The organism is Streptomyces sp. NPDC002057 (assembly GCF_040296665.1).
In the GTDB taxonomy this organism is placed as follows: domain Bacteria; phylum Actinomycetota; class Actinomycetes; order Streptomycetales; family Streptomycetaceae; genus Streptomyces.
The window spans coordinates 25,655-52,057 of record NZ_JBEOXR010000024.1; the positions used below are offsets into that span (position 1 = coordinate 25,655).

The 26,403-nt window shown below is 73.3% G+C and carries 25 protein-coding genes; 19 read left to right on the forward strand and 6 right to left on the reverse strand.

Annotated elements, in window-relative coordinates; all coding sequences use genetic code 11:
- Positions 1-198 precede the first annotated feature (198 nt).
- Positions 199-1,338: an SGNH/GDSL hydrolase family protein gene (locus ABT129_RS19785; protein WP_351902991.1), complete on the forward strand. Its 1,140-nt coding sequence runs from the start codon at positions 199-201 to the stop codon at positions 1,336-1,338.
- A gap of 73 nt (positions 1,339-1,411) precedes the next feature.
- Here ABT129_RS19785 and ABT129_RS19790 read toward each other — a convergent pair whose 3' ends face one another.
- Together ABT129_RS19790 and ABT129_RS19795 are read right to left on the reverse strand one after the other, a co-directional pair.
- Positions 1,412-2,626, reverse strand: coding sequence for a PucR family transcriptional regulator (locus ABT129_RS19790; RefSeq protein WP_351902795.1), 1,215 nt, complete (start codon positions 2,624-2,626; stop codon positions 1,412-1,414).
- Positions 2,623-2,775, reverse strand: a complete 153-nt coding sequence (locus tag ABT129_RS19795) for a hypothetical protein (protein WP_351902798.1) — start codon at positions 2,773-2,775, stop codon at positions 2,623-2,625. The genes ABT129_RS19790 and ABT129_RS19795 overlap by 4 nt, the downstream gene beginning before the upstream one ends.
- A gap of 181 nt (positions 2,776-2,956) precedes the next feature.
- Between ABT129_RS19795 and pgfA the strand changes: the two genes are divergently transcribed.
- From pgfA to ABT129_RS19875, 16 genes are all read left to right on the forward strand, one after another.
- Positions 2,957-3,910, forward strand: coding sequence for a cell envelope lipid trafficking protein PgfA (pgfA, locus tag ABT129_RS19800; RefSeq protein WP_351902801.1), 954 nt, complete (start codon positions 2,957-2,959; stop codon positions 3,908-3,910).
- Between the two features lie 216 nt (positions 3,911-4,126).
- Positions 4,127-5,329: a glycosyltransferase family 4 protein gene (locus ABT129_RS19805; RefSeq protein WP_351902804.1), complete on the forward strand. Its 1,203-nt coding sequence runs from the start codon at positions 4,127-4,129 to the stop codon at positions 5,327-5,329.
- A complete protein-coding gene (locus tag ABT129_RS19810; RefSeq protein WP_351902807.1) occupies positions 5,326-6,045 on the forward strand; it encodes a class I SAM-dependent methyltransferase in 720 nt (239 codons plus the stop codon). Before ABT129_RS19805 ends, ABT129_RS19810 begins: the two co-directional genes overlap by 4 nt.
- Entirely contained in the window at positions 6,042-10,280 is a 4,239-nt protein-coding gene (locus tag ABT129_RS19815) for an alpha-(1->3)-arabinofuranosyltransferase domain-containing protein (RefSeq protein ID WP_351902810.1), read from the forward strand. The genes ABT129_RS19810 and ABT129_RS19815 overlap by 4 nt, the downstream gene beginning before the upstream one ends.
- Complete coding sequence (locus tag ABT129_RS19820) at positions 10,280-11,587, forward strand: condensation protein (RefSeq protein WP_351902813.1); 1,308 nt, start codon at positions 10,280-10,282, stop codon at positions 11,585-11,587. The genes ABT129_RS19815 and ABT129_RS19820 overlap by 1 nt, the downstream gene beginning before the upstream one ends.
- Positions 11,588-11,691: 104 nt before the next feature.
- Positions 11,692-12,387 carry a class I SAM-dependent methyltransferase gene (locus tag ABT129_RS19825; RefSeq protein ID WP_351902994.1) on the forward strand — a complete coding sequence of 232 codons (696 nt, stop codon included), beginning with the start codon at positions 11,692-11,694 and terminating at the stop codon, positions 12,385-12,387.
- 5 nt (positions 12,388-12,392) lie between these two features.
- Entirely contained in the window at positions 12,393-13,430 is a 1,038-nt protein-coding gene (locus ABT129_RS19830) for a hypothetical protein (protein WP_351902816.1), read from the forward strand.
- Positions 13,339-13,548 carry a Trm112 family protein gene (locus ABT129_RS19835; protein WP_351902819.1) on the forward strand — a complete coding sequence of 70 codons (210 nt, stop codon included), beginning with the start codon at positions 13,339-13,341 and terminating at the stop codon, positions 13,546-13,548. Before ABT129_RS19830 ends, ABT129_RS19835 begins: the two co-directional genes overlap by 92 nt.
- 124 nt (positions 13,549-13,672) lie before the next feature.
- Entirely contained in the window at positions 13,673-14,425 is a 753-nt protein-coding gene (locus tag ABT129_RS19840; protein WP_351902822.1) for a tRNA-dependent cyclodipeptide synthase, read from the forward strand.
- 211 nt (positions 14,426-14,636) lie between these two features.
- The gene (locus tag ABT129_RS19845) at positions 14,637-16,595 is read left to right on the forward strand and encodes an RNase A-like domain-containing protein (RefSeq protein ID WP_351902825.1); all 1,959 of its coding nucleotides are present in this window, start codon (positions 14,637-14,639) and stop codon (positions 16,593-16,595) included.
- A gap of 10 nt (positions 16,596-16,605) precedes the next feature.
- Positions 16,606-17,262 (forward strand): hypothetical protein, encoded by a 657-nt coding sequence (locus ABT129_RS19850; protein WP_351902828.1) that lies wholly within the window; start codon positions 16,606-16,608, stop codon positions 17,260-17,262.
- 37 nt (positions 17,263-17,299) lie between these two features.
- Positions 17,300-17,938, forward strand: coding sequence for a hypothetical protein (locus ABT129_RS19855; protein WP_351902831.1), 639 nt, complete (start codon positions 17,300-17,302; stop codon positions 17,936-17,938).
- 36 nt (positions 17,939-17,974) lie between these two features.
- Positions 17,975-18,385, forward strand: coding sequence for a WXG100 family type VII secretion target (locus ABT129_RS19860; protein ID WP_351902834.1), 411 nt, complete (start codon positions 17,975-17,977; stop codon positions 18,383-18,385).
- Entirely contained in the window at positions 18,382-18,729 is a 348-nt protein-coding gene (locus tag ABT129_RS19865; protein ID WP_502981821.1) for a WXG100 family type VII secretion target, read from the forward strand. Before ABT129_RS19860 ends, ABT129_RS19865 begins: the two co-directional genes overlap by 4 nt.
- Position 18,730: 1 nt before the next feature.
- Positions 18,731-19,090, forward strand: a complete 360-nt coding sequence (locus tag ABT129_RS19870) for an RNase A-like domain-containing protein (RefSeq protein WP_351902837.1) — start codon at positions 18,731-18,733, stop codon at positions 19,088-19,090.
- A gap of 8 nt (positions 19,091-19,098) precedes the next feature.
- Positions 19,099-19,737, forward strand: coding sequence for a contact-dependent growth inhibition system immunity protein (locus ABT129_RS19875; protein WP_351902840.1), 639 nt, complete (start codon positions 19,099-19,101; stop codon positions 19,735-19,737).
- 30 nt (positions 19,738-19,767) lie between these two features.
- Here ABT129_RS19875 and ABT129_RS19880 read toward each other — a convergent pair whose 3' ends face one another.
- Together ABT129_RS19880 and ABT129_RS19885 are read right to left on the reverse strand one after the other, a co-directional pair.
- A complete protein-coding gene (locus ABT129_RS19880) occupies positions 19,768-21,150 on the reverse strand; it encodes a uracil-xanthine permease family protein (RefSeq protein WP_351902843.1) in 1,383 nt (460 codons plus the stop codon).
- Positions 21,147-22,271 carry an aryl-sulfate sulfotransferase gene (locus tag ABT129_RS19885; protein WP_351902846.1) on the reverse strand — a complete coding sequence of 375 codons (1,125 nt, stop codon included), beginning with the start codon at positions 22,269-22,271 and terminating at the stop codon, positions 21,147-21,149. Before ABT129_RS19885 ends, ABT129_RS19880 begins: the two co-directional genes overlap by 4 nt.
- A 191-nt stretch (positions 22,272-22,462) precedes the next feature.
- On the opposite strand from ABT129_RS19885, the gene ABT129_RS19890 reads away from it, so the two are divergent.
- The gene (locus ABT129_RS19890) at positions 22,463-23,017 is read left to right on the forward strand and encodes a helix-turn-helix domain-containing protein (RefSeq protein WP_351902849.1); all 555 of its coding nucleotides are present in this window, start codon (positions 22,463-22,465) and stop codon (positions 23,015-23,017) included.
- 103 nt (positions 23,018-23,120) lie between these two features.
- On the opposite strand, the gene ABT129_RS19895 is transcribed toward ABT129_RS19890, so the two are convergent.
- Together ABT129_RS19895 and ABT129_RS19900 are read right to left on the reverse strand one after the other, a co-directional pair.
- Positions 23,121-24,521 carry a sulfatase family protein gene (locus tag ABT129_RS19895; RefSeq protein ID WP_351902852.1) on the reverse strand — a complete coding sequence of 467 codons (1,401 nt, stop codon included), beginning with the start codon at positions 24,519-24,521 and terminating at the stop codon, positions 23,121-23,123.
- A 335-nt stretch (positions 24,522-24,856) separates the two neighbouring features.
- On the reverse strand, positions 24,857-25,429 hold the full coding sequence (locus ABT129_RS19900; protein ID WP_351902855.1) for an antibiotic biosynthesis monooxygenase: 573 nt from the start codon (positions 25,427-25,429) through the stop codon (positions 24,857-24,859).
- A 290-nt stretch (positions 25,430-25,719) separates the two neighbouring features.
- Between ABT129_RS19900 and ABT129_RS19905 the strand changes: the two genes are divergently transcribed.
- The gene (locus ABT129_RS19905) at positions 25,720-26,367 is read left to right on the forward strand and encodes an HdeD family acid-resistance protein (protein WP_351902859.1); all 648 of its coding nucleotides are present in this window, start codon (positions 25,720-25,722) and stop codon (positions 26,365-26,367) included.
- Positions 26,368-26,403 lie beyond the last annotated feature (36 nt).

Sequence of the window (26,403 nt, forward strand, 5' to 3'; positions counted from 1 at the left end):
CCGACGTGCGGCACCGTCTCAACAGGCTTTCGCGGACCGGGCCTCACGCTCCGCACGCGGCGCCCTTTCCCGATCACCGGGTTCGTGTCGGCGAAGAGTGGTACGAAGGACGCGTGTCAGGGGTCGGTGGGGGTACGCGGAGGCGGGTGCGCGATCCCCGACCACGGGGTGGTCTCGGAAGGAGCGGTGGCGGTGGCGATGCGGGAGGTTCCGCTGACGGGCGGGCCGGTGGAGTTGCGCGGCGCGCTGGACGCGGAGGTCACGGCGAACGGTGTGATGCCGCGCCGGTTGCCCGCGTGGACGAGGGAGCAGTACCAGAATCCGTCGGTGGACGGGGTGACCGTGATGCCTTCGGGCGTGCGGCTGGTGTTCCGCACCGACGCCCGTGAGCTGGAGTTCGAGGTGCTCACGTTCACGGGGCAGCTCGACGGCGATCCCCACCCCCGCCCGACCGGGATGCTGGAGCTGCTGGTGGACGGCGCCCTCGCGGGGCGTCGCCGGGCTCCGTTGGGCAACGTGCTGCGGATGGCGGGTCCCGGGGCCGAGCAGCGTCTGGTGCCGGGTGAGCCGGGGGTCGTGCGGTTCGCGGGGTTGCCGGTCGGCATGAAGACCGTCGAGCTGTGGCTGCCGCCGCAGACCCCCACGGAGCTGGTGGCCCTGCGCGCCGACGGCGACGTGCTGCCGCCGCTGCCGGACGGGCGGCGCCGCTGGGTGCACCACGGCAGTTCCATCAGCCACTGCATCGAGGCCGACGGCCCGACCGGCACGTGGCCGGTGGTGGCCGCGGCGCTCGGAGGGGTGGAGGTGATCAACCTCAGCCAGGCGGGCAACGCGCTGCTCGACCCCTATGTGGCCCGGACGATCCGCGACATGCCCGCCGACCTGATCAGTCTCAAGGTGGGCATCAACATCGTCGGTCTCGCCGCCTTCCGGCTGCGGTCGTTCGGCCCGGCGGTGCACGGATTCCTGGACACGATCCGGGACGGACACCCGGACACCCCGCTGCTGCTGATGTCTCCCGTCAGCTGTCCGGCGCTCGAGGAGACTCCCGGCCCGACCACGGTGGGCCCGGACGGGAGGATCATCGCCCTGGGCGACCCGGCGCAGGTGCCCGCCGGGGCGTTGTCGCTGGCGGTGGTCCGCGCCGAGCTGGAGAAGATCGTGTCGGTACGGCAGGCACGCGATCCCCACCTCCACCATCTCGACGGCCGCGACCTGCTCGGCCCCGACGAGGTGGACGATCTCGCCGACGGCGTTCACCCCACGGCCGCCGCGTACCGCCGGATGGGCAAGCGCTTCGCCGCCCACGCCTTCGCGGAGGACGGTCCCTTCCGCTGATCAGCGCCTTCTCGGCGGGGAGGCGGCCCGCCGCACACCGAGCCCGTCCCCCGGTACGCGGAGGTCGGCTCGTCTATCCCGGTTCGGGGCCGGCGGGCGGTTCGGCGCGCAGGCGTTGGGAGCGGAGGACCAGGAGCATCTCGAACCGGCGGTCGGGGTCGTCGAGCGTGTCGCCCCACAGTTCACGGATCTGCCGCAGCCGGTAGCGGGCGGTCTGGGGGTGGATGCCGAGGCGGTGGGCGACCTCCGGGGCCCCGCCGGAGGTCTCGATCCAGGCGAGCAGGGTGTCGGCGAGACGGCGTGCCTGGCTGGGGCCGACGCTGTTGAGAGGGGTCAGGCAGCGTGCGGCCGCGGCGTCGATGAGCTCGTGGGAGGGGAGCAGGAGCAGTTCCTCGACGCGGTCCGTGCAGTGCTGCACCTCGCCGCGGGGCAGGAGTCCGGTCTCGATCAGCCGGACGGCGGTCTCCGCCCAGCGCAGGGATTCCACCGCGACGGCGAGCGGCACCGTCGGCCCGATCGCGCCGGACCAGCCGGCCGTGGCCCGCCGGACGTGGTCGGCACGACCGGCGGTGTCGGGGTCGGGGATGACCACGCGGGGCTGTTCGCTCTCCATGTCGAGGAGGACGCCCCGGCCCAGGGCGGGGGCGACGGCCTCTCGCGCGGGCCGGATCAGCACGCCCACGGCGACGCTGGCCGGCAGCTCCCAGCCGATGCGCGCGGCGCGTTCCCCGAGGGTCTGGGTGGGATCGGGGTGGTGGCCGGACAGCAGCCGTTCGATCAACCTCCGTTGCAGCCGCAGGCGTTCGCCCTCCTGTCGGGCCGCCGCCTCGGCGTAGCCCCGTACCGACTGCTCCACCAGACCGTCCAGGTACTTGAAGCCGGATTCGGCGAGTTCGTACATGGCGGGTGCGGCGATGTCGACCTGCTGGCCGATCTCGGCGAACCGTCGCCAGGCGAGCCGGACGCCGAGGCGGTAGACGGCCTGGAGCGAGTTGAGGCTGCGTCCCTTCACCCCCTCCACGCGGCCGAACTCCTGGAAGACCTCGTCGGGTACGGACGGGTCGGCCTCCCCGGAGACGAGCTGCTGGACGAAGCCCTCGATGGCGTGCCGGATCCCTGCGAGGGACTTCGGCTCGCCGGACTCGTCCTCCGTGAGGCGGGGCCTCGGGAAGTCGTGGCGGATCGTGCGGAGGATCTCCCCCGCCAGATCGGCCGACTCGGCCAGCACGATGGCCGCGAACCGGTCCACCTTCGGTTGGGGTACGTCGTTCCAGACGCGTCGGGTCATCGGCTCGCCGGGGCCGTGTCATAGGTGACCAGTGGCACGTTCGGCTGTTCGGGCACGGTGTCGAGCACGGCCACGATCCCGAAGGCGGCGCCCACGGCGAGCGCGGCGGCGATCACGACGGTTCCTGTTGCGGCGATCAGTCTGCTCATGGTGTCGGGTCAGCTCCTCGTTGGAGACGTCCCCATCCCGGCCGGCCCCCACAGCCGACCGCCAGTGTTGACAGGACATTGACATCCCGTCAAGTGCTGCCTAGCGTCGTCGGTCACAAGGGCTTGACCGGGTCCTGAGGTCCGTGCGTCTCCGTGCGAGTTGTCACCACAGGAGTCCCGGATGCGCCGTACCGCTTCACCATTGTCCCTGATCCTGCTGGGAGCAGGGGTTTTCCTGCTGGTCCTCGCCCCGTTGCTGGTGTCCCATGTCCTGCCGGAGGCCAAGCGCACCCCGCTCGACGTCGACACGACGACCGTCTTCGCGGGCACCGGAAGCTACTTCGACACCACTCGGCTCAGGACGGTGCACGACCGGCCGCTGACCGTCACGCGGCAGGTCCGCGGTGACGTAGCCGACGGCGTGAAGAGCGGCAACGCCGTCTGGGACGTGTCCACATCGGTGGACATCGACGCCACGCTGCCCGCCTCCGACACCCGCGATTCCCTTCAGTGGACCCTGGAGCGGTGGGTGACGGACCGGCGTACGAACGAGCCGGCGCACTGCTGCGGCGAGTCGCCCGTCTTCGACGGCGAGGCGTACCTGAAGTTCCCCTTCGACGTCGAGAAGCGGGACTACCGCTGGTGGGACGGCACGCTCGGCGCCGTCGTACCGCTCCGCTACGTGGGCCCCGGCACGGTGCAGGGGCATGAGGGAGTGCGCTTCACCGGCAGCGTTCCGCCCACCCGGACCGGGGTGCGCCAGGTGCCGGGCAAGCTGGTGGGCCTCCCGAAGCGGCCGCAGGTGCTCGCCGAGGAGTGGTACGCCAACAGCGGGATCGAGCTGGTCGTGGACCAGCCCACCGGGCGCATCCTCTACGCGGCGATCGGCCCCCGGAAGACCCTGCGCGCGCCGGAGGCGGACAAGGACGCCGTGGTGCTGCTGTCCAGCGAGAAGCTCGCGTTCACCGAGCCCACGCAGCGACAGCAGGTGCGCCTCGCGGCGGCGGACGGCGGCAAGCTGGAGCTGCTCGGCAGCACGCTTCCCCTGGGTGCGGGGGTGCTCGGCGGGTTGCTCACCCTGATCGGCGGGATTCTGGTGGCGCGGGGGCGGATTGTCCCGACTGTGCGCACCTGACGCTCACTTGACGACGCATAGCTTCGCCTGAGCGGCGGCCAAGTTGTCATACCGGTGAGTAGCCCCGCGTGGATCACCTGCCGAAGACTGACGGTCCCCACCACGCACGGCCCCACCCCGGTCACCCCTGCCCACTTCGTCCCCCTCCTTCCCCCGTCCCTCCCCCAGCCGAGTCCTCCCCGTCGAACGTCCCCACCCGAACGAGTTGGAGCGCGCATGCCCCAGCACGTCCCGCCCCTGCGGCTCACCCCCGTCCCGCCCCCTCTCCAGCAGCCCGTGGTCGGGCGCGTCCAGGCTCGGGTCCTCCGGTGCGAACCGCCCCGGCGCATCACCTTCCTCGCCCACCGCGGCATGGGCAGTCCCGCCGCGGGAGGCTCGGAACTCCTCGTCGACCAGCTCGCCTCGGGGCTGACCGGGCTGGGGCACGACGTCACCCTGCTGTGCGGGGGCGACGCCGCGCGGCGCCCGTACCGCGTCGTCTCCGCCGGGAGCCCGCTCGGGCACTTCGTCGGCGCCCGGTCCGCGTTCACGCGGCACGTCGGTTCGTGCGACCTGCTCGTCGAGGTGTGCAACGGCATGCCCTATCTGTCGCCGCTGTGGCACGACGGCCCGACGGTGTGCCTGGTCAACCACGTCCACACCGATCTGTGGGCGATGCGCTTCCCCCGGCTCGTCGCCCGTACGGGCCGGCTCCTCGAGCAGTGGGCCCTCAGCCGGGCCCACCGGGGCAACCTGCTGGTCGCCGTGTCGCCCTCGACCGAGGCCGCGCTCCACGCGATCGGGGTGCCGGCGGAGCAGATCCGCGTCGTGCACAACGGTGTCGACGAGCCCGCGCCCCGGCTCCCGCGCTCGGCGACGCCGACGTTCGTCGCGCTCGGCCGACTCGTCGACTACAAGCGCATCGATCTTCTGCTGCGCCTGTGGGAGCGGGTCAGACCGGTGACTGGCGGCCGGCTCGTGATCGTCGGCGACGGACCGGAGCGCGGCCGGCTCGAACGACTCGCGGGCGCCGGGGTCGAGTTCACCGGCCAGGTGTCCGAGGAGGAGAAGCACCGGCTGCTGTGCGAGGCATGGCTCCTGCTGCACCCCGCCGCCGTCGAGGGGTGGGGGCTCGTCGTGACCGAGGCGGGCGCGCGCGGCACGCCGACGCTCGGTTTCGACGTGCCGGGGCTGCGCGACTCCGTCCAGGACGGCGTCACCGGAGTCCTGGCCCGCGGCGAGTCGTCGTTCGCCGCGGCCTGGTGCACGCTGGCGCTCGACACCGCGGGGCGGGACGCCATGGGCGGGGCCGCGGCCCGGCACGCCGCCGCGTTCCGGTGGACGAGCACGGTGCGCCGGTTCCGCGCCATCGCGCGGGAAGCGGTGGAGCGCGCCCGCCCGGACAGCCGGGGCGAGCCGGCGGAAGGCGCGTACAGGTGAGGGATCCGTCGTTCCGTCGTTCGCTGGCGCTCTTCCGGGCCTTCCTGCGCGAGCAGGACGATCCGCACACCGCGTACGAGCTCCTGGCCCGGGACGCCGCCGACCAGGTGGAGCGTCATGTCCCGCTGGACGGCCGGGTCGTCGTGGACGTCGGTGGCGGTCGGGGCTACTTCACGCGGGAGTTCCGTCGCCGGGGCGCCCACGGGTACCTGTTCGAGCCCGACCTCGCCGAACTGGCGTCCGTCCGGGGAGCGGGGGCCGTCGTCGCGGACGGCTATCTCCTGCCGCTGGCCGACGGGGCGGCTGATGTCTGCTTCTCCTCCAACGTCCTGGAACACGTGCGTGATCCCGCCACGTTCCTCAGCGAGCTGGTACGGGTCACCCGGCCCGGCGGCCTGATCTACGTCTCGTACACCAACTGGCTCTCGCCGTGGGGCGGCCACGAGTGGGCGCCCTGGCACTACCTGGGTGCCGAGCGGGCCCGGACCCGTTACGAGCGGCGCACCGGCCGGGCGGCCAAGCACCGGCTGGGCGAGAACCTGTTCGTGATCGGTGTCGGCCCGACCCTGCGCCATGTCAGGGGCCGGGGCGACGTCGAGATCGTCTCCGCGCGCTCGCGCTACTGGCCCGTCCTCCCCGGTGCCGTCACCCGGGTGCCGGTGCTCCGGGAGTTCGCGACGTGGAACCTCCTCCTTCTACTTCGGCGGTGCCCATGACCACCACTGTCCATGCCCGCCCGCCGGCCCCGCCCGGTCCCGGGTCCGTCGCGGCGCCGCCGCCGAGGTCGTCGCGGCGCCCGCTGTTCGGCTTCTGGGCGGCGGTCCTCCTCGCCTTCCTGGCCGTCTCGCCGGGCCGGATGACGTTCGACACGAAGCTGGGCGTCGTCACCGACCCGTGGAAGTTCCTCGACGACCTGGGTCAGTTGTGGCACGACCGGGCCGGCTTCGGCGGCATCGCCGACCAGTACATCGGTTACGTGATCCCGATGCTGCCGTTCCACGCCGCCGCCGACCTGGTGCGGCTGCCGGTCTGGCTGGCCGAACGGCTCTGGCTGTCGATCGTCGTCACCACCGCGTTCTGGGGCGCCCTGCGCCTGGCCGAGCGGTTCGACGTGGGCTCGCCCGCCTCGCGGCTCCTCGGCGCGGCGGCGTACGCGCTGTGGCCGACGTTCACCATCGTCGTCGGCTCCACCTCGGCCGCCGCCCTCCCCGGCGCGATGCTGCCGTGGGTCCTGCTGCCGCTCACGCGTCCGGAGACGAGCGCACGGCTCGCCGCGGCGCGCTCCGCGCTGCTGATCCCCCTGATGGGCGGAGTGAACGCCGCGTCCACGCTCGCCTCCCTGCTACCGGTGGGCCTGTACCTGCTGTCCCGCCCCGGCGGGCCCCGCAAGCGGGCGCTGATCGCCTGGTGGACGCCGTGCGTGGTCCTGGCGACGGCCTGGTGGATCGTCCCGCTGCTGCTCCTGGGGGCGTACGGGGAGAACTTCATGCCGTACGTGGAGACCTCCGCGACCACGACGGGGACGATGTCGGCGACCGAGGCGCTCCGCGGCGCGGGGAACTGGGTGGGCTATCTCCACTTCGGCGAGGCGTGGCTGCCGGCCGGCTGGACGGTCGCCGCGTCGGCGCTCGTGGTGGCCTCGTCGGTGCTGGCGGCGGCGCTCGGTCTCGCCGGCCTCGCCCGGCGGGACCTGCCGGAGCGGCGCTGGCTGGTGCTGACCGTCACGGTCACCGGGCTGATCACGCTCGCCGGGTACGGGGGCGCGCTCGGCGCCCCCTTCCACGCGACGGTGCAGGACTGGCTGGACGGACCGCTGGTGCCGTTCCGGAACATCTACAAGTTCCAGACGGGGCTCGCCCTCGCCCTGGCGCTCGGTGTCATGCACCTGACCGCACTCGGTCTCCCCCGCTCGCTGCCGGCCCGGGCCCGTCGTCTCGGGACCGCCGTGGCCGCCGCCCTCGTCCTGCCCGGCCTCGCCTGGCCGTACCTCAACGGCACGATCCTGCAGCCGGGGGCGTTCAAGAAGCTGCCCACGCACTGGGAGGCGACCGCCGACTGGCTGGCCGAGCACGCGCCCCGGGACCGCGCCCTGGTCGTCCCGGCGACCGCGCACGGCATCTACACCTGGGGCTCGCCGATCGACCAGCCCCTGGACGTCCTCGCCCGGTCCCCCTGGGCGCAGCGCGACTACGTGCCGTTCGGCACCCCCGGCAACCGGCGCGCCCTGGACGCCGTCGAGCAGGCCCTGACGTCCGGCGGCGAGGTTCCCGGGCTCGCGGCCTATCTCGCCCGGGCCGGGCTCCACCACGTCGTGGTCCGCAACGACCTCGACCCGGACCAGCTCGGCCACGTGCCCACGGCGACGGTGAAGCGGACCCTGGAGGCCTCCGGGTACCGACGGGTCACCGGCTTCGGTCCGCTCCTGACCGACGGACGCATCCCCGACGACACGCCCCTGCAGGTCGAGGGCCTCTACCCGCGCCAGCGCGCGGTCGAGATCTACGCGCCTCCGTCCGGGACCCCGCGTCCCGGTCCGGCCCGCCTGACCCCGGTGGCGGCCACGGCGGTGGTCAGCGGCGGACCCGAGTCCCTGCTGCCGCTCTCCGCGTCGGGCGCCGTGACCGGCCGGCCGACCGTCCTGGCCGGCGACGCCCACCCCGGTGTCGAGGCGCCCTCGCTCTACGCGGCCGGCGACGGACTGCGCCGCGCCGACACCCGCTTCGGCCTGGTCAACTCCGGTACGTCCCACACGTACACCGCCGACGAGCGCAACCCCGAGCAGGCCGTCCAGGACCCGGGGGCCCGGCCCCGCCAGATCCTGCCCGTCTCCGGCGTCCGCCACCAGACCACCGCCGTCCTGCGCGGCGCGGAGTCGGTGACGGCCTCGTCGGTGGGCAACTGGCTGTTCCACCTCCCCCAGTACGACCCCGTCAACGCCTTCGACGGCAACCCGGACACCGCCTGGGCCGAGGGCTCGCCCGGCTCACCGAAGGGCGAGTGGCTGCGGATCGCCTTCACCGGCCCCACCGCGATCCCGGGGACGCTGGACCTCACCCCGCTGGCCGGCGGCGAGGTACGCGCGGCGCCCACGGTGGTTCGGGTCGAGACCGACCTCGGCAGCCGGGTCAGCCCGTTGCGCTCCGACGGCAGCACCCAGCAGGTCGCCGCGCCGGAGGGCGAGGCGACGTGGCTGAAGGTGACCGTCCTCGCCTCCCAGCAAGGCCGCCCCGGTCTGACCGGCGCCGGAATCGCCGAAGTCTCCGTACCCGGCGTCCAGGTGACCCGGATGCTCCAGCTGCCGACCGACGCGCCCCGCGAGGTCACCGGCGCGGTGGTGTACACGCTGAACCGCGCCGGCGATCCCGGCGGGCTCTCCGCCGCGCCCGCCGAGGTGGGGCTGCACCGCCGGTTCACGGCGGCGCGGCCCGGCGAGCACACGGTACGGGCCTCCGCCCTTCCCGTACCCGGCAAGGAACTCGACGACCTGCTCTTCGACCTCACCGGGCAACGGGACAAGATCGTGGTGACCGCCGACTCGACCGCGCGGCTCGGCACGAACCTGAGCCCCCGCAACCTCACGGACGGCGACCTCACCACGGCGTGGGTCGCGGGAGACCGGCCCGTGCTCCGGCTGACCTGGCCGGAGAAGACCGCCGTCGGCGAGATCGTGCTCGTTCCGGCCGGAGGACTGGCGAGCCGGCCGGAGCAGGTGCGGATCAGCTCGCCCGACGGCGCCGCGATCGCCTCGGTCGACGAGAACGGGGTCGCGCGGTTCACCCCCGTCGTCACCGACCGGATGGACGTCACGATCTCCCGCGTCGCACCGCTGACGCTGCACAACCCGGTGGCGGACGCCCGGTTGCAGCTGCCGGTCGGCCTGAGCGAACTGCACGTACCGGCCCTGGAGAAGTACCGGGCGCCGCAGCCCGACCCCGCGAAGAGGTTCACACTGCCGTGCGGGAAGGGCCCCGTCCTCTCGGTCGACGGCCGGTTCCTGGAGACCCGGGCCGAGGGCCGGGTGCGCGACCTGACGGAGCGACGCCCGATCGCCGTCTCCCTGTGCGCCGACGGCGGCCGGGTCTCCCTGGGCGACGGCACCCACACCGTCGAGGCCGGTGACGCCGGACCGCTCGCGGTCACCCGCGTCGACCTGTCGATCGGTGAGCCGCGGGCACCCGCCACCGCCCCCCGGACGGTGGAGGCCTTCTCCGGCGGCGGCGACCGCCGCACCGTGCGGGTGGGCGCCGGCGAGGCCTCGTACCTCCAGCTCCACGAGAACCACAACACGGGCTGGAAGGCCGTGCTCGACGGCCGCGAACTGCGGCCGCTGCGCGTGGACGGCTGGCAGCAGGCCTGGCTCGTCCCCGCCGGCGCGGGCGGCACGGTGACGCTGGTGTACGCGCCCGCCCGCCTGTACGACACGGGTCTCGCGGTCGCCGGAGGGCTTCTGGTGGTGCTCGCCGGACTCGCGCTCGTCGGTCGCCGCCGCGCGGCAGCGGAGGCGGAGCCGGGCGGGGACCTGAACGGCGGGGCGCCCGCGCCCGGTCTGCTCCTGGGCACGGTGGTCCTCACCCTGGTCGGCGTCGTGGTCGCGGGGCCGCTTGCGGCGCTCGTGCCCGTGCTCGCCGTGCTCGCATGGCGGCGCCCGGGCCTCCTCGCCCCCCTCGCCTTCGCGGCGATGACCGGGGCCGGGATCGCCGCCCTGACGGGCAGCGGCGAGCCGACCTCCCTGGGCCGGGGGGCGTATGGATCGCCGGCACAACTCCTGGCCCTCGTGGCCCTGTTCGCCGCCCTGGTGACGGTGGGGCGCGAGCGCGACTCCCGGACCGGCGCCCATCGCGCCGGGTCGGCGGGCCCCCGGGTGACCGAGGAGACGGGCCACGGGGCCGACGGCCCACCGCCGCGGCACCGCCCCGACCGGCCCGACCGGCCCGGGCAGGGGGGGTACTGATGGCCACGGAGCACCGGGTGGACGTCCCGAGCCCTCCCCGGGGCCGAGCACCGATACGGGTCCCGTTCGCGGTCCCCGACGAGATCGCCCGGCACTGCGCCGACGCCCGCGAGCCGAACACCGTGCACATCGAGCTCCATCTCCCGGGCCGGGTCCGGCCGGACCGGCTGCGCGTGGCGTTCCACCAGGCCCTCGCCCGGCACCCCAGGGCGCTGATGCGGGAGCGGCACCACGGGCCGCTGGCACGGCGGTACGAGTGGGAGCTGACCGACCGCGCCCACGGTGACGTGGTGCTCTTCCCGCCCCCGGAGCACGGAGCACTGGCGCTGGCCCGGCAGCGGTCCCTCGCCGAGGCTCCGTCGCTGCTCTCCGCACCGCCCCTGCGGCTCGAAGTGGTGGAGGAGCCGGGTTCCGAAGGCTGTGTCCTGGTGCTGACGGTGCACCACACCGCGCTCGACGGGCCCGCCGCCCTGCGGCTCATCGCCACGGCCTCGGAGGTCTACGGCGGTCGCCCGGCCGCACCGGTCCCTCCGCCGCTCCGTCCGCCCGCGGGGCCGGCGCCCGAGCGGACGGGCCGCCGGGCGGCGGCGGTGGCACGGGTCGCGGCCGGAACCCCCGGCACGGCACCGGGAAACGCGATGCTCGTCACCGAACTCCCGGTACCCCGCCGGGCGTCCGGCGCCTCGTACACCGTCAACGACCAGCTGATGGTCGCCACGGCCCTGACGATCGCCGACTGGAACCGCCGCCAGGGGGCACGGGAGCGTCCCCTGCGCGTCACCATGCCCGTCGACGACCGCACCCGCGGCCCCGCCATGCCGATCGGCAACGGCACCCGGCTGGTCGAGGTGGGTTTCGCACCCGCCGAGGTCGGACCCGGCGCGGACGTCGGCACCCTGCTGCGGAGCACGGCGGAGCGCACCCGCGCGCTCAAGGCGCTCGAACGACCGCCCCTGGGGCGCGGCGCCGCGATGCTCGCGGCACCGGTGCTCCCGGTCGCCGCGCGCCGAGCGCTGACGAGGGGGGCGCGACGGCTCGCCGCCCCGTGGACATCCACCACGCTGCTCAGCAACCTCGGCCGGATCCCCTACCCGTTGGACTTCGGCGACGCGGGCCGGGCCTCCGCCGTCTGGGTGTCGGCCCCGGCCGCCCTGCCGCGCGGCCTGACGTTCACGACGGCGTCGACCGGGGGGCGGCTCCACCTGGTGCTGCGGTGGTCCCGGACGCTCCTGGGCGACGAGGACGGCCGCCGACTGAACCGGATGTTCGCCGCGCGCCTCGCGGCGACGGACGCGGAGGCGCTGTGAGACGCGAAGGCAGTGCGGACGGAACGGACACCCGTGGTCCGGGGACCGGGACCGGGACCGGGACCGGCTCCGGCTCCGGCTCCGGCTCCGATGGTCCCTCGGGCCTGCGGACCTTCTACGAGAACCCCGCCGTCCCCGTGGCGTCGGGCGACGCCCGGACCCGGCGGCAGGCACGCCTGTTGGCCGAGGCGCTCGGCGAGCCCGGCGCGCTCGTCCTGGACGTCGGCTGCGGCGACGGCACCGCCGCCGCGACCGCCGGACCGATCCTCGCCGGGCACCGGATCGTGGGCGTCGACTGGTCGCAGGACGCCCTGCGCCGCGCCCGGCCGCGCCTCGCCCACGTCGTACGGGGTGAACTGGACGACGGCGGGCTGCCGTTCGCCGACGGATGCGCGGACGCCGTGCTGTTCAGCGAGGTCGTCGAGCACCTCGTCGATCCCGACCGCGCCATGGACGAACTGCGCCGCGTCCTGCGCCCGGGCGGCCATCTGATGCTCTCCACCCCCAACCTCGCCGCCTGGTACAACCGGGCGCTGCTCCTCGCCGGCGTCCAGCCGGTGTTCTCGGAGGTGAGCCTCCGGGGCATCCACGGGCGCCCGGGGACCGAAGTGGTCGGCCATCTGCGGCTGTTCACGGCGAGGGCCCTGCGCTCGTTCCTGCACTCCGCCGGCTTCGAGGAGGTACGCGTCTCCGGCGCCCCGTTCCACGGCGTGCCGCGCGGACTGCGTCTGATCGACCGCGCCGCGTGCGCCGTGCCGTCGGCGGCGTCCATTCTCCTGGCGCACGCCCGACGGAGGTAGCGCCCGTGTGGTGGGGGGTGGGCGCCGCGCTCATCGCCAACGTCCTCTACAGCGTCGGCTTCGTCCTGGAGAAGCGGGCGCTCGGCACGCTGCCCGCGCTCTCCGCCGGGCGGCCGCTGCGCGTGGTCGCCACGTTGCTGACCAGTCCCCTGTGGATGGCCGGTTCGCTGGCGCTCGCCGCCGGTTTCACCGCGCAGCTGGTCGTCTACCGGACGCTGCCGGTCGCCGCCGCCCAGGGCATCTTCGTCTCCGGTCTCGTCCTGCTGCTCCTGCTGTCGTCCACCATCCTCGGCGAGCGGCCCACCGGCCGGGAGCGTCACGCGCTCGGTGCGGTGCTCGTCGCGCTGCTGATGGTCGTGGCGTCGGTACGCGAGGGGGACGAGGTGGGAAGGGAGGCGCCCTGGGGCCTGGTCGTCCTGGTGGCCGTACCCACGCTCGCCGCGGGAGTGGGGCTGTACGCGCAGGTCGAGCGGCGCGCGCGGCGGCGCCACCGGGTGCCGACCAACGGCATCGGGTACGGCGTGGCCGTGGGGCTGCTGTACGGCGTCAGCTCCCTCGCCATCAAGGGGGCGGCGGGCAGACTCACGGGTGAAGGGGCGGGCGAGGTGGCGCGGGCGCTGTTCGGCTCGCCCTACCCGTACCTGCTGCTGTTCACCGCCGGCGCGGGGCTCGTGATGTCGCAGACCGCGCTCCAGCGGTGCCGGGCGTCGCTGATCGTGCCCGTCTGTACGACGGTGACGGCCCTGTTCACCGCGGTGACGGGGACGCTGGCCTTCGGGGAGAGGCTGCCGGACGATCCGCTGCTGCTCGCCCTCCGCCTGGCGGGAACGGTACTGGCCCTGTCCGTGCTGCTCGCCATGGACCGCCACGACCCGCCGGCCGGGGACACGGCCGCACCGGCGGCGCACCACCGAGACCGGCACCATCCGTCATCGACCAGCGAGGACCCCCATGAACGCCGACAAGATCCTGCTGCGCATCCTGGCCTGCCCCCTCGACAAGGGGCCGCTCACACTGCCCGCCGACCAGGGCGCGCTCTATAACCCCCGGCTGCGGCTGAGTTACCCCATCGTGGACGGCATCCCGCAGCTGCTGCCGTCCTCCGGCCGACGCGTGTCGGCCGAGGAGCACGAGAGGTACGCGGCTTCGACGGCCGAGTGAGGAGGCGGGGATTCCGGGGCCGGCGTCGCGCACGTACCGAAGACCGAAGGAACGTTTGTGCGACGGAGGTCATCCCACAGGGGGGCCACCCGTTGCAGAACACTCCCTCAGGCGGAAGACCACCGTGGACAACCCCACTGCCCTCCCTGCCACTTCCCTCCCCTCCACCCGTCCGGACGGGAAGCGTCGGACGCGCTACAAGACCTCGATCCAATCGGTCTCCCCCGCGTCCGAACGGAACAGCTTCGACGACCACGAGGCCTGCTTCCTCGGCGTCAGCCTGGAGAACAGCAGCTTCACCCCGGCCAAGTTCGAGTCCATGCTCACCTGGGTCTCGCGCCGCTTCAGCCGCTGCACCGTGCTGATCGGCGACAGCATCCACCGCCTCACCCTGGCCTCGACCCGTGGCATGCACCCGGACCAGGCTCTCCCCCACGCCCTCGATCTGGGCCGGCGGTTCGTCCAGGCCCGACAGCCGCTCCTCGACGCCCACCGGGCGACGACCGACCTCACCGTCGTCACGTGCGGCGAGGTCCAGGAGACGGCGGAGTACGAGGAGTTCCACCACGCCCTGCGCACCCTGTTCGCCAAGGACGAGGCCTTCCGCGACTCGGTGGAGGCGTTCGGGCGCGCCTACCACGCCAAGCACTCCCCCACGGCCGACGCCGTGGAGCGTCAGCGGCGGATCGACACGTCCAGTGCCTACTTCCTTGAGGAGTTCGCCGTCTTCTGCTGCCTCGCCCGCCGCGACCTGCCCGTCATGGTCTACCCCGGACGATTCAGCACCCTGGCCGAGATGGCCTCCGGGATGCACCCCGGGGCCCCCGACGAACTCCGCGACCTGACGCTGGTCTCCCTCCACATCCAGGGCCGCTAGGGCCTGGCGGCGACCGACACCGGATGCCGGGCCCGCCCCCTGGGCGGGACCCGGCCCCACACCCGCCCTTTTCGGTCAACTGTGCGACATCCGCAGCGATCCGCCGCGTTCGCCTGTTAGCTTCGCGACCAGTTCGACAGAGCCGGGGGGATCTGATGGAGCGACGTTCGGTGATGTGCACCCGGTGCCGTCCGCGGGGCGGGTGGGCCCGGTGAGCACACCCTCGCCCGGCCCGACCACCACACCGTCGCCGAGCCCCAGCCCCACCACCGGCCCCAGCCCCGGTTCGACGCCCACACCCGGCGCGACGCACCTGCCCTCCCCCACACAGCCGCCGGGACCACCGAGCCCGCAGCCGACACCGTCGCCCAGCCCGAACGCGTCCCCCACGCCGCCGTCCGGGGCGCCCTCAGGGCCGCCGGCCCAGCTGCCCCCGCCGTCCGCGCCCACGGTCACCAGCCCCTGGACGGGCCCCGGCACCATCGACGTCCAGCCGCTCCATCTGTACCAGGTGTCGGCCGCCCTCGCCGTCGAGCAGCAGTCGTTCCACAGGGCCCTCGTGCAGTTCCTCGACTTCCACGCCTCCTACGCCCGCGTCGGCGGGAACGGCACCGTCACGGCCCAGTTCGCCACCCAGTACGCCGCGGTCGCCTCCCTGCTCATCGAGGTGCACGGCAAGGCCGTGGTCGCCATCGGCGGCGCGGCCGTCGGCTTCACGACCACGGCGAACAACTACCGTCAGGCCGACGCCGCCACCCACCCGAACAACCCGCCCTTCACACCGCAGGCGTCGCCGCAGGTCCTCTTCGCCCCGCCGGCGTACACGGCTCCGCCGCCGTTCGGCGTCCGCGACGGCAACGCCGTCGACGAGTTCGCCGACATCTTCGACGACGGCGACATCCCCGGCTCCCTGATGCGCACCGTGATCGAGGAAGCCCTGCGCACCGGCCGGGCGCTGGAGATCCTGCCGCTCCCCCACTACCTCCGGGTCAACGAGCTCTCGCAGGCGTGGCTCCCGTACCAGACGGGTCTCGGCATCGTCCAGGGGCAGCTCACCGCCACCGTCGACTCCATCACGAACCACGCCAACGGGGACTGGCACGGGGCCATGCTCCAGTTCGTGTCGTCGCTGTGGGGATCGACGGCCTGGGGCAAGAACACCGTCGGCTACGAGTGGAGGCACGATCCGCCGACCGGCGCGGGCACCAGCCTGCCGGTCTTCGCCGTCCTCAGCACCACCGGCCAGATGCTGGCCCAGGCCCTCCGCTCGTACGCGGAAGCGGCCGAGAAGGTCCGCACCGAGTTGCGCGGGATCCTGTACAGGGCGTTCAAGGCGGCCGTCGTCATCCTCGACCTCGGGGACATCAAGGGCACGATCAAGGACTTCTTCGACCGCCTCAGGAAGCTGTCGAAGGGACTGCTCGCCGCGGTGCTCCTCAACATCGACACGGCCGCGATCAACAAGGCCGTCGACACGTACGAGGCCGCGCTGCGGACCCAGATCAACGTGGTGGAGAAGCTGCTCGAACCGCTGCGGGAGGCCTCGCGAGCGGTACCGACCTTCCAGTCGCAGTCGGCGAGGGCCGAGGCGTTCGGCGCGCGCTCGCTCTTCGAGTTCAACCGCTCGATCGTCCCGCTCAACGAGCAGTCCCGTGACCCGAACAACCGCTTCGGCATCGACCTCGCGTCGATGGAGTGGGAGACCAACCCCTTCCAGCCCCCGCCGCCCTTCACGATGAGGCCCGGACATGACGCCCACACGATCGACAAGCACGTCGGCCTCACCCCGGAGCAGCTGAACGTACGGGTGCGGGACCAGGGCGTCGACTCCTCTGCCTTCCCGAATCTGCCGGTGGCCCAGAAATCCGTCCAAGCCGCGCTGAACGACCCCGACAACATCCGCACGATCGAGGACTGGATGGAGAAGCAGAAGCAGCGGGTCGCCAACGGAACGTTCCGGACCGCCTCCGCGCCGGAGCTCAAGATCATCACGGTGCAGGACGCGAACGGGGCGAACGTCGTGACGGGAACCTCCGTGCTGCGCTCCGACTTCGACGCGCATGGCTTCGGCGTCCAGCCCACCCAGGTGCACAGCGTGAAGCTGCTTCTCGCCTACTCCCCGGATTCCGGCACGTTCTACGTCCGGACCGCCTACCCGAGCCCCCCGTAGCATGCGGACCATGACCTCGAAGCACCAGGACTTCCTCACATCGAGCGCGGTGGGGCTCCTCCTGCGTGTCGCCCTGGCGTCGCGCAATCCGGGGGCCGCACCGCTGGAGGACGAACTCCAGCGGATGGCCCGCTTCCTGCTGGATTCCAGGGCGACCGCGGCGGCGATGCCGCCGGACGCGCTGGCCTCGCTGCTCGATCTGCTGGCCGATGAGGTCGGCACGAAGGCGTTCGAGGACAGGCCCGCCAGGTACCGCCGGGACCTGGCCCGGGCGGCGGGCGACGAACCCCCGGCGGAGTTCCTGCACGCGCTGGCCGCGATCATGCGTGATCCCAGGCTCCGTCTGTACCCGGACATGACGGAGTTGCCGCTCTCCGGCTGGGAGGCCGGCGCGCGATTCTCGCTGTCCTCGGCCGTGATCTCGTCGATGGTCTCCGGCGAGTACGACAGCGTGGCCGAAGCGGTCGACGAGATCCTGACCAGCGAGCATCCCGACTGCCACGAGCGACTGGGCGACCTGGCAGGGGAGTTGCAGCGGCTCCTGTACCTGTTCCGCACACCCGCCGAACTCGATGCCGCCTTCGCCCACGTCATGCCCCACATGACCGAGGCGCGCGTCCGCTACCTGCTCGACGCCGTCCACGCCCACTTCGCCGAGCAGCACTGACCCCCCTCCCCCACTCTCTTCGGAAGGAGCCGCCACCGTGCCCACCGGCGGAGCGCTGGCCCGTCTCGTCGACCTCGCCGTGGCCTCGCGGAATCCGGGGGCCGCGCCGTTGGAGGACGAGCTCCAGCGTTTCTCCCGGCTGATGCAGGACTCGCACGCCCTCGCCTGGGTGATGCCCTTCGGCACGGTGGCCGCGCTCCTCGACGCCCTGGCGGACGAGTACGGCACGGAGCGGTTCGGCGACCGGCCGGCCGCCGGCCGCGACCGGCTCGCCCGGGCGGCCGGCGACGAACCCGTCGACGCCTTCCTGCGTTCCCTGGCGGAGCTCGTGCGCGACCCCTGGTTCGGCGTCTGCCCGGGCTACGACGAACTGCCGCTCGCGCAGTGGGAGGCTCTCGCCCGTTTCGACGTCGTCAACGAGTTCGCGTCGCAGCTGCCCACCGGTGAGTACGGCAGCGACCCGGAGGCGGCGGCACGTGCGCTGGTCGCGATGGACCACCCCGACTGCCACGGCCGGATCGCCGATCTCGCCGGCCAGCTGCAGCGGGTCCTCTACATGTTCCGCTCGCCCGCCGAGCTCGACCAGGCCTTCGCGCCTGTCATGCCGTCGGTGACGAGCGCCCGGCTGCGACTGCTCCTCGACGCCGTCCACGCCCACTTCGCCGAGCAGCACTGACCCCCTCGCCCACTCTCTTCGGAAGGAGCCGCCACCGTGCCCACCGACCCGAACCTCGACGTGTCCGCGGAGGAGCTGAAGCGCCTCGCGGACGACCTGGACGCCATGCGGACACACATCGACGGTCATGTGCGCAGGATGGACGCCATCGTCGACCGGGCCGAGGCACGGTGGCGCAGCGAGGCGGCGACGGCGTACCGGAAGCTGCACCGGGAGGCCGGGGCGGACGCCGTGCGGGTCCGGGAGATCCTGGGGGTCCTGGCGCAGGCCGTACGGATGAGCCGGGACGGATTCACGCGTCAGGAGCTGGACGCGCTGCGGCAGTTCCGGGCCGAGTCGCGGAAGGTCGACGTCGACGCGGAGGTACGCGGCCTGTCCGGCGAGGGGCCGGGCGGCGCGGGCCCCGGCGGCGGAGCCGCGCCGACCAGCAGGATCAGCGACATGTGAACGACCCGAAGTCCGCCACCGTCCGCAAGAGAGGGGGAAACGTGAACGACGACGGCTCGATCTCCGTCGACCTGGTCGCGCTGCGCGAGATCGCAGGGGACCTGGAGACCATCCTGAAGACGCTCAACGAGCGCCTGACCGCGCTCTACGACCGTGCGGTGCCGGTCGTCCTCGCCTGGCAGGGCGAGGCCCGCGAGGCCTTCGTCGACGAACTCGACCGCTGGGACCGTCAGATGGAGGACCTCCAGGCCGCCCAGACGTGGCTGCACGCCATCGCCGCCACCGGGCACGCCAACTACTCCGCCGCCCATCGGGCGACGCTGCGCGGCTGGGGCGGGGCCTGACATGACGACGACACCTCCCACGCCGCTCGGGCTCCCTCCCGCACCTCGCGCCCGCGCCGACCGGGCCGCGACCTTCCCGGACCGGGCGACCGCCCAGTGGGCCACCCAGCAGGTGATCGCCCTGAACGAGCAGCTCATCCACCGCTGGCTCGCCCAGTCCACCCGGCGACGACTCGTCATCGAGGCCGCCTGGCCCTCGCGGCCCGATCCGGTGGGGACCCTGCTCACCGGCGGGATGGCGCTGGCCGGACAGGAGCCGATCCCGGTGCGCGCGGCCCGGGTCGTGCTCCTGCGGGCCGGATCCGGCGAGCCGGGCGCGCTCCCCTTCACCGTGCACTCCTCCCTGCCCGTCGAGCTGTAGAGGCACCCGTGTCCCTGAACCCCGCCGAGCACGACCGCAAGTACGGCGAGCTCGACCAGGTCGTCCGCGCCCATCTGGGCCTCGGCCCGCACGCGCCCGAGGCGCTGGCCGGCTATCTGCGGCAGAGCTGGCGCACCCGGCCCTGGGCCGTGGCCGTCGCCGCCGAGCAGCTGCGCGCCTTGGCGGAGAATCCGCCCGGGCGGCTGCGCTTGCGGCTCGGCGAGTACTACCGGATGCCCGACGTGGGGCTGCCGTCCGAGGAGGTCGGGGAGTGGCTCACGGGCCTCGCCGACCGGCTCGACGAGAGCCTGGCGACCGGCGGGGCCCCGCCGCCCGGTCCGCCCGCGACGCCGTGGGAGTGGCGGGCCCGCTTCCCCGAGCTGGCGCAGCTGCTCGGCGGCTGGTTCACACAGGACATGCCGGAGGAGTTCGGCGACCACGAGTCCGCGCTCACCGACTACCTGGAGGGGACCGATCCGGGCCTGGTCGCCCAGTTGACGGGGGAACTGCACGGCCTCCTCGCCCTGGGTCTCGACGAGGGCGCCCTGGCCGTGGCCCTGGTGACGCTGGGCTCGGAGGTCGAGCCTCCGGTGCCGTACACCCCGGGCGCCTGGCTCGCGGTCCTCGCGGTACGGCTGCGCGGCTGACGGGTGGGGTTCCGCCTCGGCCCCGTGTCCTCAGCGTCCTCCCTCGTCCGCGTCGGCTCCGCGTGGGCGGTGGCCGCGGAAGGGGCGTAGGAGCCCGGTGAGCAGGACCGCCGTCAGGGTGCCGGCGACGACACCGCTGCCCAGGATCGTACGGGCCCAGCCGGGGAACCCCTCGTACAGGTTCGGCGTGAGCAGCGGCAGGAGTCCCGCCGTGAGGGCGAGCGCCGCCGTGAGGCCGCCGGTGCCGGTGCCGGACAGGTCGGCCCTGCGGAGCATCTCGACCCCCATCACGGCGATGACGGCGTAGACGACGAGGGACGAGCCGCCGACGACGGCCTCCGGTATGCCGGCCAGGGCGCGGGACACCGGAGTGGCCAGGCCGAGGACGACGAGGAGGACTCCCGCCCCGGCGGTCACGAAGCGGCTGCGGACTCCGGTGAGCCGGCCGATGCCGATGTTCTCGGCGCTGGTGACCATGAGGGACGTGCCGAACAGCCCGCCCACCATCGAGACGAGCGCGTCGGCGCGGGCGACGCGCGGGACGTCCCGCTCGGGGGCGGGAGTCCGGCCCACGGTCTCGCTGTTGAGCACCGTCTGTCCGGTGATCTCGGCCAAGGTGGTGAGGCTGAACACGAGCAGCGGCAGGGCGGCGAGCAGATCGAACCGGGGCGCTCCGAACGGCAGGAGGTCCGGCAGGGCGAAGCCGCTTCCGGCCGCGGGACCGAAGGTGCCGAGGCCGGTGGTCACCGCCACGACGGTTCCCGTCGCCATCCCGATGAGGACGGAGGTCTGGCGCCAGACGCCGCGCAGGAGGACGTACGCGGCGACGGTCGCCGCGACCGTGAGCGCGGCCAGGAGCACCGCGCGCGGTTCGCCGGTGCCGTCCGGGCCGGTGATGAGCCGGGCGGCGACCCGGATCATCGCGATCCCGATGAGCAGCACGGTCACCCCCATGACCAGGGGCGGGAAGAGCCGTACGACCCGGGCGTACAGGGGCAGCACCGAGAGCAGCAGGGCCGCCGCCAGGAGGACGGCGCCGGTGGCGGTCGCGGCGCCGTGTTCCTGGGCGATCTGGAGGAACAGCGCGGTGGCGGCGCCACCGGGCAGCATGACGAACGGCAGCCTGCCGCCGATCCGCCACACACCGAGGGACTGGAGCAGGGCGCCCACGCCGCACAGCAGCAGGACGGCGCTGAGCAGCGAGGCGGTGGCGGCCGGCGGCATCTTCAGGGTGCCGGCGACGAGGAAGACGGTGGAGACGGGCGCGGCGATCATCGCCAGGACGTGCTGGGCCGCCAGCGGTGCCAGTCGCCGCAGCGGGACCGGCGCGTCGACGGCCTCTGCGGGGTGGCCGGGGGCGGTGTCGGGGTGGGCCGAGGGGGTGCCGGACGGGGTGTCTCTGGTGGTCGTCATGCCGTCGCCTCCAGCCACGGGATCTCGGCCGCCGCGTAACGGTAGGCGCGGAAGACCGCGTTGGGCTCGGACGGGAAGAGGCCCCGGACCTCGCTCTCCTCGTAGCCGGCGAAGTGGGGGACCACGTACTCCCAGCAGAGATAGCCGTCCTTCGTCACCTCGAAGAGCCGTCCGGACGGGGAGTCGGTGACGAGGGTGTTGCCGTTGGGCAGCCGCTGCGCGGAACCCATGAAGGGCGCGAAGAAGAACTCGCGGGCGGGATCGTGGTACTCCCACACGACGTCTCCGCCGGTCCGGTCGATCTCGACGACTCGGGAGAAGGGGACGTCGTGTCCGGGGCGGAAGACGCCGTTGTCGAAGACCAGCAGCCGCCCGTCGTCCAGTTCGGTGGGCGCGTGCTGCTGGCTGACCGTGCCGGGGCGGCTGCGCCAGAGGATCTCACCGGTGTCGCGGCTGATGACGACGACCGCCGAGACGCTGCGGAGGCTGGCGAGGATGTTGCCGTCCCGCAGGGGCGTGACGCTGTTGATCAGGGGCCAGTGCTCCCGGGCGTACGCCTCGTGGAGCGGGTACGACGCGGGGTCGAGGTGCTCCGCGGCGCGCCAGGACCAGAGGAGTTCGCCGTCCGGGCCGACTTCCCTGATGGTGTCGGCCCAGACGATGCCGTCCGCGGCTTCGGAACCGGGTACGCCGCCCCGTACCGTCGCGGCGTCCTCCCCGGTCAGGGGCTCCAGGGCGGTGTAGAGGACGCGGCCGTCGTCGAGGTGGTGGGCGTCGTGGTGCTGGAGGGGATCCCAGTGTTCCCGGAGGACGCATCCGTCGGGCGCCGCCCGGAGCATGACACCGCCCCGGTACTTGTGCCACATGGGGAAGAGGGCCCGCTCGTCCGGGAGGACGCCGTTGTAGGCGAGGGTGCCGTCGGCGAGCAGCCGGGCGTGGCGGCCGGGCCGGTAGGGCAGGTCCCAGCGGTGGACGGTGCGGCCGTGGATGTCGACGAGGTAGACCTCTCCCGTGCCGGTGAGCGGCGCGTAGAGGGTGAGGCCGTCGTACACGGCCGTCTCGTCGCAGGCGATGAGGCCGGTGGGGCGTCGGCGGCGCGAGTTCTGGTCGATCGGGGGCATGTCGGCGCTCCAGAGCGTCAAAGTTTCTTTGATGGGATCAATCGACTTTGACGGTAGGGCTGTTATGTGACGTGCGTGTGTCGGCAGTGCGAAACCGTCTCCGGGTTCCCGGCGCGGGGCGCGTAAGGTGCCGTCAGGCGCCGTCGACCAGGGAGAACGGTGCCGCGGGGTGGGGGAAGGACGGGACATCCATGGAGGCCGTGAACACACCCCGGGTGGGTGCCGCCGTACGCCGACGGCGGCGGGCGCTCGATCTGACGCTCGCCGACGTGGCCGAGCGCAGCGGGCTCTCGTCCCCGTTCCTCAGCCAGATCGAGAACGACCGGGCGCGGCCCAGCATGCGGTCGCTGCAGCGGATCGCGGACGCGCTCGGCACCACGGCGGTGCAGCTGCTCGCGGCCTCGGACGAGTCCCGCACGATCGATCTGGTGCGGGCCGGTGACGACAGCGGCCTCGACCGGGAGGCACGCGTCCGGCCCGTCGTCCGCGGCCGCCATCAGCTGCACGCCCTGGAGTTCGTCGGCGAGCACGAGGCGGACCGCGAGTTCCGGCACCGCAACGACGAGTTGATGTACGTGGCGGACGGCGCGGCGGAGGTGGAGGCCGACGGCCGGATCCACCGGCTGGCCCGCGGGGACAGCCTGCTGCTGTCCGGCGGTGTCCGGCACCGCTGGCGGACCACCGAGCCGGGCTCGCGGGTCCTGGTGGTCGCGATCGGCGACCACGTGGAGGTACTGGGGTCCTGACGGGGCCGAAGCCGGCGGCTTCGCACGGCGGGCGGTGCCCGGCAGGGGGGCGGCCGGACACCCGCGCTCGCGCGGATGCCCGGCCGGGGCGGTGGTGGAGCGGTCAGGACACGCGGTCGGCGGCGAGCCGGGCGGCCAGGGCGGGAATGCCGAGGGCCTGCTCCTGGGCGGGGGTGGCCTGGTGGAGCTTGTTGGTCAGCTGGTGCGGGTCGTTCGTCAGGTCGTAGTACTCACGGAACTTCACCTGGCCGGTGCCGGACACGGTTCCGTTCGCGTCGGTCGTCAGGTCGTAGTACTCGGTGTACTGCTTGTCCTTGGCGACGTACGAGGACCAGGTCGGCACCCCGCCGGCGCCGGCACCCTGCTTCCACCACTCCACCAGCAGGTGGTCGCGGTCGTAGGAGGAGAGCAGGGAACGGCCGTCCTGGGGCGCTGCCGGGGTGATGCCCGCGGCGTCGAGGATCGTCGGCGCGATGTCGATGTTGGCGACCACGCGGTTGTCCACGGTCCCCGCGCCCCGTCCGCCGGCCGGCCAGGAGAGGTAGAACGGCACCTCGTGCGCCGGCCGGTAGGGCACCGACTTGGCGGTCCAGCCGTGGTCGCCCCAGCTGAAGCCGTTGTCACCGATGTAGATGACGAGGGTGTTGTCCAGCTGCCCCAGGGCCTGGAGCCTGTCCTTGAACGCCTGCACCGCGTCGTCGACGGAGAGCAGGGTGCGCAGCTGCTCGGCACGGATGGCCTTGCCGTCGGCGAGGGTGCCGGTGGCGTCCTTGATGTAGGCCGGCTTGTCGCTGCGGTCGCCCTCCGGGACCGAGGGCCTGCCGTTCCACTCGGGTACGGCGGTACCCGCGTACTTCGCCTCGGGGGTGCGCGGACCGTGGGAGGCGTACGGGGTGACGTACGCGAACCAGGGCCTGGTGTCGGTGGCGGCCTTGTCGAGGAAGGTCAGGGTGCGGTTCTTGATGACGGTGGTGGTGTAGTTGTTGATCGTCTTGACGGTGCCGTCGATGTTCCACCGGGCGTTCACGTATCCGGGCTGGAGGAGGGCGAACTCCTCGAAGTGCGGCGGGTTGTCCTCCAGCGCCCAGGCGTTGAGGTACTTGCCGAACAGCCCGGTGCGGTAGCCGGCCTGCTGGAGGTACCGCTGCACGGTGGTGCTCTGGTCGAGCACGTGCGAGGCCTGGTTGTTGCGCACACCGTGGTTGTGGGCGTGCCGGCCGGAGAAGACGCTGGAGCGCGAGGGGGAGCACAGCGGGGTGGTGACATGGCCGTTGGTGAACCGTACGCCCTGGTCGGCGAGCCAGCCGACGGTCTTGGGCAGGGCCCACTCGGTCTGCTTGGGCTGGTCGTCGGTGACGATCAGCAGGATGTTCGGGCGGGCCGCCGCGGCGGCGGGGCCGGCCGCGGCGATCTGGGCGAGGCCGGGCAGCGCGGTGGCCGCGGCGACGGCGGCACCGCCGAGGAAACCGCGGCGGCTCACCGGTGGACGTCGATTCTCACTCATGGGGTCCGTTCCTCCTGGGCGCGTCGGCGTACGGGGCACGACGGGCCGTCGGCTGCGGCCGGCGGCCCGGGATTCGGGGAAGAGGGCGTGCGACGGGACCCGGGCGAGGGCGCCGGGTGGGGATCCCGCGGGGAAGAAGGCGTTCAGCGCGCCTGGGCGACCGTACAGAGGGCGCTCGCCGCACGCCCGTGATCGACGTGGCGGCGCCCGGTCAGGGTTCCTGATGCCATGCCCACGACACTAGGGGCGTCCCAACTCCGTTTCCATGTACGGCAGATGAAATAGGGAGCGCTGATCCCCGAGGCGGTGGCCGCGTCGGCGCCCGGCACCGGACGCTAGGGGGTGAGCCAGTCGCGCAGGAGTCGGCTGACCGCGGGCATCGCCACGTACGTCATCAGCACGTTGAAGACGCAGGCCACGACAGCGCTGCTGAGCAGGAGCGGGAGCGGGGTCAGGTGTGGCACGAGGAAGAGGCTGCCGAGCACGGAGATCGGGTAGATCGCCAGGGTCGCGCTGATCGCCATCTTCCACCGGGGAGGAGCGGGCCGTGTCGATCCCGGCTTGGCGAACCATGTCTCCATGCCGGTCAGTTCACGACGGGCGACCTCGGTGTGGTGGTGCCCCTGGCAGTCGGCGAACCACGCGGCACGCTCGGGCGACTCCTGCCAGGCCCGGCATGCCCGCGCGTCCCGGAAGCGGTGGACGAGGAACCACGGGGCGTCGCCACCGGACGAGCGGAAGAAGCCGTACCCCAGGTGGCCGGGGAAGGCGGCCGCGCTGTCGAGGATCCCCTTGGCCCACCGCTCGAAGGCGGCCTCGTGGCCGGGCTCCACGCGGCGGGCTATCAGGAGGGTCACCTCCCCGGTGTCGGCGGGGACGGTGGCGTGCTCCAGGCTGACGGCGGTCACCCATACTCCTCATGATCACACCGCGCCCGGCCCCACTCTACGCGCCGTCCGGCACGGCGACGCCGCGCTCCGCCGCCGGGCTCCGCGGCCACCTGGATCGGGGACGCCGCCACCCTCGGAACGAGGTGAGGCGACGGAGGGACAAAGGGTGCACACTGGTCACGAAGCCCCGCGTGCGCCCGCCTCCGGCCCTCGCGAGAGGCCTCTCGCGCCTCCGGGCACCGCGAGAGGAGTCCTCGCCTCCGAGCACCGCGAGGGAGGCGTCCACCCGGGCGAGCGGAGGAGGACGCATGACCACGTCACAGGGCCCCGCACCCCATGCCGGACCGGGCGGGGAGCCCCCAGCCCCCGGGGTCGACGCGTCGGACCAGCTGGAGCGTCTGGGCCGGTCCTGGATGTGGCTCCTCGGCGCCGCGCTGGCGACACTCGTGCCGGGCGTGCTGCTGCTCGTCTGGCCGGACGCTACGCTGCACGTCCTCGCCGTACTCATCGGGCTGTACCTGCTGGTGATCGGCGGCTTCCGCTTCGTGGCCGCGTTCGGCCGCGACAGCGGGGACCGCGTGCCCGGTCTGATCGTGGCCGTCCTGTGCGTCCTCGGCGGGGTGCTGTGTCTGAGGAACCCGCTGCAGACGATCGCCGCGCTCTCTCTCATCGTCGGCGCCGTCTGGCTGGTGTCCGGCATCTTCACCCTGTACACCGCCATCGCCGCCAAGGAGATGCCGCACCGCGGCGTCGTCATGGCGGTCGCGGCCCTCGGCATCGTGGCGGGCATCGTGGTCCTGGCGCTGCCGACGGAGTCGGCCCGCGCGCTGACCAGGCTCCTCGGTCTGTGGCTCGTCCTCCTCGGCCTGGCCGAGACCGCGGTCGCCCTCAGCTGGCGCTCGGCCCTGCGCAGGGCGGGAATCCCGGGCCGGGGCACCTCCGGCCCGACCCTCTGACGGTCGGCCCGCGGGCATGCGCGCGGCGGCACGGTC